10 protein-coding genes are annotated in these 12,968 nt (G+C 39.6%); all 10 read right to left on the minus strand.

Translation table 11 applies throughout. The annotated features are described in order from the left end of the window. Positions 1–21 precede the first annotated feature (21 nt). The 10 genes from DW000_RS05145 to DW000_RS05190 all read right to left on the minus strand — a co-directional run bounded on the left by DW000_RS05145 (position 22) and on the right by DW000_RS05190 (position 12,968). On the minus strand, positions 22–369 hold the full coding sequence (locus tag DW000_RS05145) for an OadG family protein (RefSeq protein WP_120055427.1): 348 nt from the start codon (positions 367–369) through the stop codon (positions 22–24). Positions 370–442: 73 nt separating this feature from the next. Further along, positions 443–1,972, minus strand: coding sequence for a methylmalonyl-CoA decarboxylase subunit alpha (gene mmdA, locus DW000_RS05150; protein ID WP_008714294.1), 1,530 nt, complete (start codon positions 1,970–1,972; stop codon positions 443–445). Positions 1,973–2,122: 150 nt separating this feature from the next. Next, positions 2,123–2,545: a methylmalonyl-CoA epimerase gene (gene mce / locus DW000_RS05155; RefSeq protein ID WP_004696488.1), complete on the minus strand. Its 423-nt coding sequence runs from the start codon at positions 2,543–2,545 to the stop codon at positions 2,123–2,125. Between the two features lie 51 nt (positions 2,546–2,596). Next, positions 2,597–3,535, minus strand: a complete 939-nt coding sequence (gene meaB, locus DW000_RS05160) for a methylmalonyl Co-A mutase-associated GTPase MeaB (RefSeq protein WP_004696489.1) — start codon at positions 3,533–3,535, stop codon at positions 2,597–2,599. 78 nt (positions 3,536–3,613) lie between these two features. Continuing rightward, the gene (locus tag DW000_RS05165; protein ID WP_004696492.1) at positions 3,614–4,009 is read right to left on the minus strand and encodes a cobalamin B12-binding domain-containing protein; all 396 of its coding nucleotides are present in this window, start codon (positions 4,007–4,009) and stop codon (positions 3,614–3,616) included. A gap of 28 nt (positions 4,010–4,037) precedes the next feature. Then, the gene (locus tag DW000_RS05170) at positions 4,038–5,684 is read right to left on the minus strand and encodes a methylmalonyl-CoA mutase family protein (RefSeq protein WP_004696495.1); all 1,647 of its coding nucleotides are present in this window, start codon (positions 5,682–5,684) and stop codon (positions 4,038–4,040) included. Positions 5,685–5,712: 28 nt separating this feature from the next. Beyond that, the gene (locus DW000_RS05175; protein WP_004696497.1) at positions 5,713–7,218 is read right to left on the minus strand and encodes an acetyl-CoA hydrolase/transferase family protein; all 1,506 of its coding nucleotides are present in this window, start codon (positions 7,216–7,218) and stop codon (positions 5,713–5,715) included. A gap of 524 nt (positions 7,219–7,742) precedes the next feature. Further along, positions 7,743–8,981 carry an O-antigen ligase family protein gene (locus DW000_RS05180; protein WP_120055429.1) on the minus strand — a complete coding sequence of 413 codons (1,239 nt, stop codon included), beginning with the start codon at positions 8,979–8,981 and terminating at the stop codon, positions 7,743–7,745. 9 nt (positions 8,982–8,990) lie between these two features. Beyond that, positions 8,991–10,298: a folylpolyglutamate synthase/dihydrofolate synthase family protein gene (locus DW000_RS05185; protein ID WP_008714299.1), complete on the minus strand. Its 1,308-nt coding sequence runs from the start codon at positions 10,296–10,298 to the stop codon at positions 8,991–8,993. 12 nt (positions 10,299–10,310) lie between these two features. Continuing rightward, positions 10,311–12,968, minus strand: coding sequence for a valine--tRNA ligase (locus DW000_RS05190; protein WP_120055431.1), 2,658 nt, complete (start codon positions 12,966–12,968; stop codon positions 10,311–10,313).

Genomic DNA, 12,968 nt, shown 5'->3' on the forward strand with positions numbered 1-12,968 from the left:
CAAATGCCTCCTAAAATTATTTTAACCTCTACCGCTTAAGCGACCTTCCAAGCGCCATTTAGCACTAGTTGCTGTAGGTCGAATAGATGCAATTTGTTCAGATGAGTACCCCATCGCCACAATGGCACCTACGATAGCTGCTACCACTTCATCCTCATTTTGAGCAGATGCATTTGCTGGAGCTACAGGAGTAGCTATTGGAGTAGCAACAGGAGCAGTTGCTGCTGGTGCTTCTTTTTTCTTCCTAGTAGGATCGATTAAATGTACGATTTCCATAAGAATACCTAAAGCTATCAATACAGCAAATACAACTGTCATATTAATCGCCATGATTAACCAAGGATTGGTAGTAACTGCTTGTCCTTCCATAATCATTCCCCTTTCTAAAAAAGTAGTAAAGAAAGGTATCTCCCAAATTCGATGATATGTTTACCGAATCGAATTATAATGGAATATTACCATGTTTCTTTGGAGCACGGTTTTCGCGTTTACTTGCAAGCATTGCCAAAGCGTTGATAACTGCTGGACGAGTTTGTTTAGGTTCGATTACAACATCTACGAAGCCACGTTCTGCAGCTTTGTAAGGAGTCGCAAACTCTTCTACATATTTAGCTGTTTTAGCATCTTTATCTTCGTCTTTCTTGAAGATAATATTAGCTGCACCAGCAGGACCCATTACAGCGATTTCGGATGTAGGCCAAGCATATACTTGGTCTGCGCCTAAATCTTGGGAACACATAGCGAGGTAGGAACCGCCATATGCTTTACGAGTGATAACAGTAATTTTTGGTACTGTAGCTTCAGAGTAAGCATATAACATTTTAGCACCATGACGAATGATACCGCCCCATTCTTGATTTGTGCCAGGCAAGAAACCAGGAACGTCAACGAAGTTAACGATTGGAATATTGAAAGCATCACAGAAACGGATGAAACGGGAAGATTTGTCAGAAGCGTTAATGTCCAAGCAACCAGCCATTACTTTTGGTTGGTTAGCAATGATACCAACGGATTGACCATCAAAACGAGCGAAGCAAGTAATGATATTAGTAGCATAGAATGGTTGTACTTCATAGTATTCGCCATTATCTACAGTAGCTGCAATAACATCTTTCATGTCGTAAGGCATGTTACTGTTATCTGGCAACAAGCTATTCAAGCTTTCATCCTCACGAGTTGGATCGTCACCAGTATCTACCAATGGAGCATCTTCCATATTGTTGGATGGCAAGAAGCCTAATAAGTAACGAATTTGAGCGATACAATCATCTTCATTTTCAGCTGCAAAGTGAGCAACACCAGACACGGAGTTGTGAGCCATTGCACCACCAAGATCTTCAGCGGTTACTTCTTCACCAGTTACAGATTTGATTACTGCAGGACCAGTGATGAACATTTGAGAAGTATTTTTAACCATGTAGATGAAGTCAGTCAATGCTGGAGAATATACAGCACCGCCCGCACATGGGCCCATGATTACGGAAATTTGTGGAATAACACCAGATGCATTTGTATTTTCAAAGAAAATTTTACCGTAACCAGCAAGGGCATCTACTGCTTCTTGAATACGAGCACCGCCGGAATCGTTGATACCAACAATAGGAGCACCCATTTTCATTGCTAAACGTTGTACTTTAACGATTTTAGCAGCATGCATTTCACCAAGAGAACCACCTTCTACAGTGAAATCTTGTGCGAATGCATATACTAAACGACCGTCGATAGTACCATAACCTGTTACTACACCTTCGCCTGGTAATTCTTTCTTGTCTTGACCGAAGTTAACACAACGATGTTTAACGAATTGATCAAGTTCAACGAAGGAATTATCATCGAACAATTTAGCCAAGCGTTCGCGAGCAGTCATTTTACCTTGAGCATGTTGTTTCTCAACGCGTTTTTCGCCGCCACCAGCTTTAACTTTAGCTAGTTTTTCGTGCAATAACTCGATTTTTTCCTGCACTGTTGCCATTATAGCACCTCCAAATAAAACTTGTTACAGTATCATTTTATTTCATAAATGAATAAAGTTCAAGAAGCATACATATTTAATATATAACGTAGGATTATATGTATATGTATATCTACAACTCATATATAATGATGTGAATTGGATACTGTATTATTTCATACGTTGACATAATTCAAGCAAAACACCGCCAGTTGCTTTTGGATGTAAGAAAGCAATTGAGGAGCCGCCTGCACCATAACGAGGTTTTTCGTCAATCATACGAACGCCTTTAGCCATCAAATCAGCAATAGCATTTTCAATATTATCAACGCGCAATGCAACGTGTTGGATACCATCACGACCGCCATTTTTTTCGATAAATTTACCGATAGGGCCATCTGGAGTTGTAGTTTCTAAGAATTCAAGTTCAGCATCACCACAAGGGAAGAAGGATACTTTTACCTTTTGTTCTTCTACGATTTCGTCTTCAGGAAGATGTTCAATGCCTAATGCATTTTTATAGAATTCTTTAGTTGCTGCTAAATCATTAACACCAATACCGATGTGATCCACTTGTAATACTTTAAAAGCCATTTTGATTATCTCCTTTTCAAGGCTAAATCTCTAATGCTATGTAGTCGCCGTCTACTTTAGCACGCTTGTCATTACGCCATTAACAACTGTATATGGATCGCTTTCGCGTTCATTAACAGCTGCCACTTGGCTATTAAATTCGTCGCTTGTAACAATTTTATCAGCTACATAACGACCAATTTGTTCATTAATCATTGCGATGATTTCATCACGAGTACGTTCTGCCCGACGAGATTCCAATTCACCAGAATCTTCAAGATACTCAAAATGTTCATCTAAAGCGTCGATAAGTTCATCTACGCCTTGGTCTTTACTAGCAATTGTGCGCTTAATTGGTGGGCGCCATTTTACTTCACGAGAATCTAGGTCAAGCATCATTTCAATTTCTACATTCAAACGATCGCAACCATCTCGGTCAGCTTTGTTGATAGCAAATACATCGCCAATTTCAAGAATACCCGCCTTGATAGCTTGGATATCATCACCGAGACCAGGAACCAGTACAACCAATGTAGTATCAGCATTTTTTACAATATCTACTTCAGATTGACCTACGCCTACAGTTTCAATAATTACTAAATCCATGCCAAAGGCATCCATGAGTTTTACAACGTCTGCAGTCTTCTTAGATAATCCACCAAGACTACCACGCGTGCCCATGCTTCGAATGAACACATTTTCATTTAATGTTAAATCATTCATTCGAATACGGTCCCCCAAAATAGCACCTCCAGAGAATGGGCTAGTTGGGTCGATGGCAACGATGCCGATTTTTTTACCTTGATCTAAATAATGTTTAACCACCTTATCGGTCAAAGTACTTTTACCAGCACCAGGGGCCCCTGTAATACCGAGAATACGTGCGTTCCCCGTTTTAGGGTAAATTGCCTTCATAATATCGATGGCATTATCATACTCGTTTTCTACAGCTGTTATGGACCGTGCTAAGGCTAGTCTAGAACCTTCAAAAAGGCCTTTAACTAAATCCATTCGCCTCACCACCTATCTTCGAATATGGGAATAGAGGGGAGCCAACTATTAGAGTTGCACCCCTCTTTGCCCAAGCAATTATTTTACGTTTTCTTTAATAAAGTTAACGATATCGCTAGTTGGTGTGCCAGGTGTGAATACTGCCGCTACGCCAGCTTTTTTCAAGCCAGGGATATCAGCGTCAGGAATAACGCCACCACCGATTACAAGAACATCCCCCATGCCTTTTTCTTTCAAAAGTTCAACAATTTTAGGGAACAATGTATTGTGAGCACCGGAAAGAAGAGATAATGCAACTACATTAACGTCTTCAGAAAGCGCTGCTTCAACGATTTGTTCTGGTGTTTGACGAAGACCAGTGTAGATTACTTCGAAACCAGCATCGCGAAGTGCGCGTGCTACTACTTTTGCACCACGGTCATGACCATCAAGACCTGGTTTTGCTACAATTACTCTAATACGTTTTTCTGCCATGATATATTACCTCCGAAATCAGCCGATATTATAATGTAGAATGAGCTTCGTATTCACCGAATACTTCGCGCAATACATTACAAATTTCACCCAAAGTAGCATATGTTTTAACTGCTGCAAGAATTAATGGCATCAAGTTAACAGATTCGTCAGCTGCGCCAGCTTTCAAATCAGCTAAGGCTTTATCAACTGCGGCTTGATCGCGGTTAGCACGAACTGCTTGAGTTTTCTTAGATTGGTTAGCACCTACGGAAGCGTCTACGCGAAGCAAGTCTTTTGGAGCTTCTTCTTCAACTTGGAATTTGTTTACGCCAACGATTGTGCGTAAGCCAGATTCAACTTCCATTTGCCATTTGTAAGCGGATTCTTGAATTTCTTTTTGGATGTAGCCTTTTTCGATTGCTACTACAGCGCCGCCCATTTCATCAATTTTCTTGATGTATGCCATAGCTTCGTCATAGATAGCGTTAGTCATAGCTTCAACATAGTAGGAACCGCCCAATGGGTCAACTACGTCAGCCAAACCAGATTCGTAAGCCACGATTTGTTGAGTACGAAGAGCTACTTGTACAGATGCTTCTGTAGGAAGAGCCAAAGCTTCGTCACGAGAGTTTGTATGTAAGGATTGAGTACCGCCCATTACAGCAGCTGCAGTTTGAAGAGCAACACGAACGATGTTGTTATCAACTTGTTGCGCAGTCAACATGGAACCAGCTGTTTGAGTATGTACACGAAGCATCATGGATTTTGGTTTTTTAGCACCAAAACGTTCTTTCATGATTGTTGCCCATAAGCGACGAGATGCGCGGAATTTAGCAACTTCTTCAAGTACATTATTATGAGCATTCCAGAAGAAGGAAAGACGACCAGCAAATGTATCAACATCAAGACCAGCTTTCAAAGCTGCTTCTACGTATGCGATACCATCAGCAATTGTAAATGCGATTTCTTGTGCTGCTGTGGAACCTGCTTCACGGATGTGGTAACCGGAAATAGAAATTGTATTCCATTTTGGAACGTATTGAGAACAATATTCGAAGATATTAGTGATCAAACGCATAGATGGTTTTGGAGGGAAAATGTAAGTACCACGAGCTGCATATTCTTTCAAAATATCATTTTGAATAGTACCTTTCAATTCTGTGGAAGGTACACCTTGTTTTTCAGCTACTGCGATATACATTGCCAACAAAACGGATGCTGGAGCGTTGATTGTCATGGAAGTGGATACTTTGCCAAGGTCGATGCCATCGAACAAGATTTCCATATCTGCCAAAGAGTCAATCGCTACACCTACTTTACCAACTTCGCCTTCAGCCATAACATCATCAGAGTCATAACCGATTTGAGTTGGCAAGTCGAACGCACAGGAAAGACCTGTTGCACCAGATTCGATTAGGTAGCGGTAACGTTTGTTAGATTCTTCAGCTGTAGCGAAGCCTGCATACATACGCATTGTCCAGAAACGACCACGGTACATAGTAGGTTGTACGCCACGAGTATAAGGGAATTCGCCAGGCATTCCCAAATCGCGTTCATAATCAAAGCCTTCAATATCAACTGGTGTATACACACGGTTGTATTTTAAGTTTTGACGTTCTGGAGTTTTTGCGCATTTTTCGTCACAAAGTTTGTTGTACTCAGCAATTTGGGCTTTTAAGTTTTCGTAAGCCATGTTTTCATCATCCTCCTAAAAAAACAGGTTATTTTTTCATGCTTCCAGTTTCTGTGAAGCGTTTATGCCAAGAAAGAGCTTCATCAAGCAACATTGGTGTATGGGCATTCTTTGTTGCAGCTAATGCTTTTTCTAGGTATTCAGTTAACATAGGTTTGTAGTCTGGGTGAGCACATTTTTCAATAATCAAACGAGCTCTTTCCACTGGGCTCAAACCACGACAGTCAGCAACACCTTGTTCTGTACAGAAAATCATAGTGTCATGTTCTGGATGATCCACATGGGATACATATGGAACGATAGAACTGATGTCGCCATTTTTAGCAACGGAATTGGTACAGAAGATAGTGAGATATGCACTACGTGCAAAGTCACCAGAACCACCAACACCATTCATCATTTTGCTACCCATAATATGAGTAGAGTTTACATTGCCAAAAATATCAAATTCGATAGCGGTATTCATGGCAATGACACCAATACGACGAGCAATACCAGGGTTATTGGAGATTTCTTGCGGACGAAGAATAATTTTTTTACGATATTCATCAATATTCGCATAAAAACGTTTCAATCCATCTGGAGAAGGACTCAATGCAGTACCGGAACATACAGTTACTTTACCAGCATCGATCAAGTCAAACATACCGTCTTGAATTACTTCTGTATAAATAGATAAATCTGTGAAAGGCCCTTGAGCCAAGCCACTAATTACCGCATTTGCTACAGAACCTACGCCGGATTGCAATGGAAGCAAGTTTTTAGGCAAACGACCTTCTGCAATTTCTTGTTCAAAGAATTTGATAAGATGTTGACTCATTGCCTTTGCATCATCATCAATAGCAGCTAAAGGTCTTGTTGTATCAGGTACATCACTTGGAACCACAGCAATAATTTTGCTAGGATCACAAGGTATTGCTTCTGTACCGATGCGATCGCCGGCCTGTTCCAACGGAATTGGTTTACGATGTGGCGGATCCAACGGTTCATAGATATCATGCATACCAACTAAGGATAATGGTTGAGATACATTTACCTCTACGATAACCTTTTTAGCTTGACTAACAAATGTTGGAGAATTACCAACAGAGGTAGTCGGTACTAAAGAACCATCTTCGTTGATTTGACATACTTCAATTATTGCTACATCTAAATCTCCGAAAAATCCATAACGAATATTTTGTGCCATTGTGCTTAAATGCATATCGATGTATTTAACATCTCCACTATTTAAAGCCTTTCTCATATCTTTATTGGTTTGATATGGAAAGCGGCGATTAATACCATTAGCACGAGTTAACGCACCATCAGCTTCATCACCTACGGAAGCACCTGTCCACAAATCGATTTTGAATGGTTCTTTTTCCATTCTTTCTGCCAATGCCAATGGCACAACTTTTGCATAACCCGATGGTGTAAAGCCGGAAATACCAACTTTGTCATTAGGGTTAATCAACTGAGCTGCATCATAAGCAGTGACAATTTTACCTTGCAGGTCCACATTTTTTACGCGGTCTTTGATGTCTATCACCATAACCATCTCCTTTAAGAGTAACATTGTTAAACGACAATTGAATCTCTTTGGTCTAATACGTTCCTTAAACCGACTTCATCGTAGTCCACATCCAATGTATTGTCAACTTATATGACTAAAATGTATTTTTTATCACACTCCGACTGTGCATTATGACCAAAACGCATAGGTTTTTACATTTTCACATAAGTTTTATTCACACCGATATAACTCACAGGAATTATCAATTTAATAGTATATATTGTTGTTTTTTATGTATATCGAACTATCTCAATACAATATATAGAGCCTTATCAATATAATAAAAAAATAATATATACAGAAACTGACCGCTACACCTCCTATAAAAATATAGATATACAAAAAACCGGTTTTCAAATGCAAGCAATAATGTTCAATTATTCTAACATTAGAAAACCGGTTAAATATACTTAAGCTTACCCTGCTAAGGTATGTATAAATTATACCATACTATGAAATTGTATCGCTACCATAAAACTTACTAATTATACAAAATATACCTTTTACATATGGGCCTTTGTGGAAAGTTGTACTTTCACAAAGGCCCCAACCCAACCAAGGAGTTGCCAAAAAACAATAGTAACTTGATGGCTATAGAGCTCAAAATCAGACAATCCACTAAAAAGAACTCCGATAGCTAAAGCGCCTATACCTATCTGTGCAGCTTGTCGGAACATATCCCCTTTCAAACGAACAGATGTAATAACATGACCGACGATAACTGCTAGGAATGATAGCAAGCCAGGAATACCTGTTTCAGCCAATATATTTAAATATAAATTATGGGCATGATACATCAACACATTAGGACCTTGAATGTAATAGTTATACTCTGGATAAACTAAGTAGAATGTATTCCACCCAATACCAAAGATTGGATTTTCTCGTACGATATACATTGTGCTATCCCATAGAGCCCAGCGAAGATCTGATGACGTATCATGACCTTGGAATATAGACCAAAGTCGCGAAGCAACTTCCCCTTCATAGAAGTATAGAATTAACGGTACCACTAACAAGGATAAGAATAGTCTTCGTTCTACGAAAATAACCCAATACAGAATCATGGCCGCAAAACTAATCCAAATACCACGCGAATAGGTTAATAACATCGTTAAAAATAATACAACACCAATAATCAGCATTGTAACAACTTCACGAGTACGATTCTCTTTCATATAAACAAGAATATAGCTAATACATACACTTAGTACCATCAATAGATAAGCCCCTAACAAGTTAGGATTTTGCAATGTAGACGCCATTCGACGCATCAATTTAGGGAATTGTGCTGCATCTACCCATTCTTTTATATGTATATTAGGAACAAATATATACTGATAGGCCCCAATAATGCATACAAGAACGGCTGTACCTAAAAAGGCACGAAGAAAATAGTTCCACTGTTTAGGTGTTCGGATATAGGTACGAACTAAATAGTACATGCCCCCACCCGCTACAATTTGGTAGAACCAGCTCTGAATAGACCAATCCCAGTTTGGGGACATTAACGACGATATACCTGTCCAGATAACAAAGATCATAACAGTCCAAGATAAATAACCTGTCGGCAAACTCAATGATTTACTAGAAATCAAATCATATAATGCTAGACCTATAGCCAACCAGAGAAGTACATCTCCCACCATTGGCTGAAGTGGCATCGCAATGACAACACCATAGATTAATCGTTCAATATAAAAGGTAAGTCGTTTCTGATTAGGAATGAGTGAGAGTTCCATATTCTCACCTCAATGGCTCATCTCATGGAAAAACCACTGACGAGCATCTCCTAGAATATATAAAGAACCACATACAGCAATGATATCACCAGTCTTTGTATGTTTATAAGCCAATGCTAATGCAGCCTCAACAGATTCTGCAGTTTGAGCCGTCACCTTAGGTACAGTACGACGAATCACTTCAACCAAGTTTTCAGGTACCTCTGTTCTATCTGTTGGTGCAGGTACAGCGAGGACTGTGTCGCCAGATTTAATTACTTCACGAATAATAGCCTCTTGATCTTTATCTTTAAGGATAGCCATTACCACCGTTTTCGGTGTGTCCTTAAATAATTCATTGTACGTCATGGCAAAAGACTCAGCCCCTGCCGCATTGTGAGCACCGTCAAATATAAAGGTACGATCTAAGCCTCGTTTAACTTCAAAGCGCCCCGCCCACGTAGTGCGGGCAAATCCTTCACGCATCGTTTCTTCACTGATGTTCGTATCCTCTTTCATCAATAAACGTACGGCCATCAATGCACAAGCGAGATTTACAGATTGGTGAATGCCAGCCATCGTCGTAAACAACATAGCAGGTGCAGCATCGTTAGAACTAATCGTAATCATTTGACCACCCGTTACAGCGCTGCGGCTATCAATACCAAAATCTTTATTAAAAACATAAAGCTTGGCATGTCGTTTTTTAGCTACGTCCTCAATGATATTAAGAGGTGTATCTTGTGCAGCTGTCACTACAGGCACCTTAGGTTTAATAATCCCCGCTTTATGGCGTGCAATTTCCTCGACAGTATCACCACAATATGCTTGATGATCTATTGTTACATTAGTAATAACAGATACTTTTGGAGTCACGATATTAGTAGAATCTAGTAAGCCACCTAAACCAACTTCTACTACAGCATAGTCGACACCTTGCTCCTTAAAGAATAAAAATGCGGCAGCTGTTAATATTTCAAATTGTGTTGGCGCTTCTATTCCATTGTTAATAATAGTATCTACGGCAACCTTTACGCGACTAATTAATTTTCCAAAGGCTTCCTCTGTTATATTTCCATCATTAATTTGAATACGCTCCGTATAGGATTGAAGGTGAGGCGATGTAAATCGCCCCACCCGTAATCCACTTGTAAACAGTGCGTAGGAAATATATGAGGTAACCGAGCCCTTACCATTTGTACCTGTAACATGAACAATTTTATAATCTTCTTGTGGATTCCCTAACACATCCATAAGAGCCGTAATTCGTTCAAGACCAGGTTTAATACCAAATGAAGATGCCTGCTCCAAATAGGCTAAGGCCTCCTGATATGTCATATAAACCTCCTATTATAAGGTTTCAAGGAACGCTTCACGTTCCAATAACGCTTGTTGTTTTTGTTTATATTCTTCTAACTTTTCTTTTTCTTTTGCTACTACAGCTTCAGGAGCTTTTGCTAAGAAGCCTTGGTTAGACAATTTACCTTCCAAACGAGAAATTTCTTTTTCCATTTGGATTTTTTCCTTTGCAATACGCTCTCTTTCTTTTTCACCGTCAATCAAGTCTTTAAGTAAGAGATATACTTCCATACCATTGACAACGGTTACAGTCGCATTTTCTGGTTTTGGATCATCGATACTAAGAATTGTTACTTTCTCAGCCCAAGCCAATGTTACGAAGTAGTCACTATGTTCTGCTACAGTTTTAGCTAATGCTTCATCTGTTGGCGCTACGATAACCTCAGCTTTTTTACCTAAAGGCACATTCATTTCAGCACGCATGTTACGAATACCTTTGATAGCATCCATCATAACTTCCATTTGACGTGCTGCCCCTTCAAGATTATCGAATTTCAATGCTCCAGGCCATTTAGTAACAACGATGCTGTCCCCTTCGTGTGGCAAATGTTGCCAAATATGTTCAGTTACGAACGGCATGAATGGATGTAATAATTCGAGCATATGACGTAAGATTGTTACAAGTAAATATTGAACTGTACGACGATCACGTTCGTTGCTTTCACTATACAAACGAGGTTTCGCTAATTCAATGTACCAATCGCAGTACGTATTCCAAATGAAATCATATACGGAACTTGCCGCTTCACCAAGTTCGAATTTATCGAGATTAGATGTTACGCTTTGTACTGTTTCATTGTATTTTTGAACAATCCATTGGTCTGCTAATGTCAAATCATCTGCTGTTGGAACGAAACTTTCATCATAATTTGTAAGGTTCATCAATACAAATTTTGATGCATTCCAAATCTTATTGGCAAAGTTACGGTTAGCCTCAACACGTTCCATATAGAAACGCATATCGTTACCAGGTGTGTTGCCAGTTACAAGAGTAAAGCGCAATGCATCAGCACCATATTGGTCGATAACTTCAAGCGGATTAATACCATTGCCCAAAGATTTACTCATTTTACGGCCCTGGCTATCGCGAACAAGACCATGAATAAATACATGTTTAAATGGAATTTCATGTTCAAACTCAAGAGCCATAAAGATCATACGAGCAACCCAGAAGAAGATGATATCGTAACCAGTTACAAGCACACTTGTTGGATACCATTGTTTAAGTTCTGGAGTTTGCTTAGGCCAACCCATTGTAGCAAATGGCCATAAACCAGAGCTAAACCATGTATCAAGAACATCTGGATCTTGTGTAACATGACCGTGGCAATGAGGACATTCTGTAATATCTTCACGGCTAACAATCGTTTCACCACAGTCATCACAATACCATGCAGGAATACGATGGCCCCACCACAATTGACGAGAAATAGTCCAATCACGGATATTTTCAAGCCAATTCACATATGTTTTTGTAAAACGTTCAGGAACGAACTCTACTTCGTGGTCTTTAACAACCTTAAGAGCTGGCTCTGCCAATGGTTTCATATCTACGAACCATTGTTTAGATACCATTGGTTCGATGATTGTATTACAACGGGAGCAATGACCTACTGCATGGTCATGATCATCAATTTTTTCAAGTAGGCCTAATTCTTTAAGTTCTGCTAATACTTGTTTACGCGCTTCTTCACGAGGTAAGCCATTAAATTTGCCAGCACCTTCATTCATTGTTGCATCATTGTTCATAACAACGATGGATTCCAAATTATGACGTTGGCCCATTTCAAAGTCATTAGGGTCATGAGCAGGTGTAATTTTTACACAGCCTGTACCGAAGCTAGCATCTACATAGTCATCGGCAATTACAGGAATTTCTCGATTAACAAATGGCAAGATCAATGTTTTACCAATGAGATCTTTATAACGATCATCATCAGGATTTACTGCTACTGCTACGTCACCAAACATTGTTTCTGGACGAGTTGTAGCAACAACAACAAAACGATTATCTTCACCTTTTACAGGATATTTAATATGCCATAAATGGCCATGTTCGTCTTCATGCTCAACTTCAACATCAGATAACGCAGTGGCACAACGAGGACACCAGTTGATGATGCGTTCACCGCGATAGATCAACCCTTTTTCATAAAGGCTTACGAATACTTCGCGCACTGCATGGTAATACCCTTCATCCAAAGTAAATCGCTCACGGGTCCAATCACAGGATGCGCCAAGGCTACGGATTTGTTTTACAATAGTATCACCATATTCTTTTTTCCATTCCCACACGCGCTCTACGAATTTTTCACGGCCCAAATCATAGCGAGATTTTCCTTCTTCTTTAGCAAGCATCTCTTCTACTTTGATTTGTGTAGCAATACCAGCGTGGTCTGTACCTGGCATCCACAATACATTGTAGCCTTGCATGCGTTTGAAACGGATGAGGATGTCTTGTAATGTGTTATCAAGGGCATGCCCCATATGTAACATACCAGTTACATTAGGAGGTGGTAATACGATACTAAATGGCTCTTTATTCGTGTCTACTTCTTCGTGAAAGTATCCTTGATTTTCCCAATAAGAATACCATTTGCCTTCTATTTCACCAGGATTATATGTGGTTAAATTTTCGTAGGTTTTCAT

Source organism: Veillonella sp. AF36-20BH, from assembly GCF_003602765.1.
Lineage (GTDB): Bacteria > Bacillota > Negativicutes > Veillonellales > Veillonellaceae > Veillonella > Veillonella hominis.

Coding starts and splice junctions, on each gene's coding strand:
- DW000_RS05170 (WP_004696495.1), bottom strand. CDS start 5,684: ATGGCTTACGAAAACTTAAAAGCCCAAATTGCTGAGTACAACAAACTT.
- DW000_RS05180 (WP_120055429.1), bottom strand. CDS start 8,981: ATGGAACTCTCACTCATTCCTAATCAGAAACGACTTACCTTTTATATT.
- meaB (WP_004696489.1), bottom strand. CDS start 3,535: ATGGATTTAGTTAAAGGCCTTTTTGAAGGTTCTAGACTAGCCTTAGCA.
- DW000_RS05145 (WP_120055427.1), bottom strand. CDS start 369: ATGGAAGGACAAGCAGTTACTACCAATCCTTGGTTAATCATGGCGATT.
- DW000_RS05185 (WP_008714299.1), bottom strand. CDS start 10,298: ATGACATATCAGGAGGCCTTAGCCTATTTGGAGCAGGCATCTTCATTT.
- mmdA (WP_008714294.1), bottom strand. CDS start 1,972: ATGGCAACAGTGCAGGAAAAAATCGAGTTATTGCACGAAAAACTAGCT.
- DW000_RS05190 (WP_120055431.1), bottom strand. CDS start 12,968: ATGAAAACCTACGAAAATTTAACCACATATAATCCTGGTGAAATAGAA.
- mce (WP_004696488.1), bottom strand. CDS start 2,545: ATGGCTTTTAAAGTATTACAAGTGGATCACATCGGTATTGGTGTTAAT.
- DW000_RS05165 (WP_004696492.1), bottom strand. CDS start 4,009: ATGGCAGAAAAACGTATTAGAGTAATTGTAGCAAAACCAGGTCTTGAT.
- DW000_RS05175 (WP_004696497.1), bottom strand. CDS start 7,218: ATGGTGATAGACATCAAAGACCGCGTAAAAAATGTGGACCTGCAAGGT.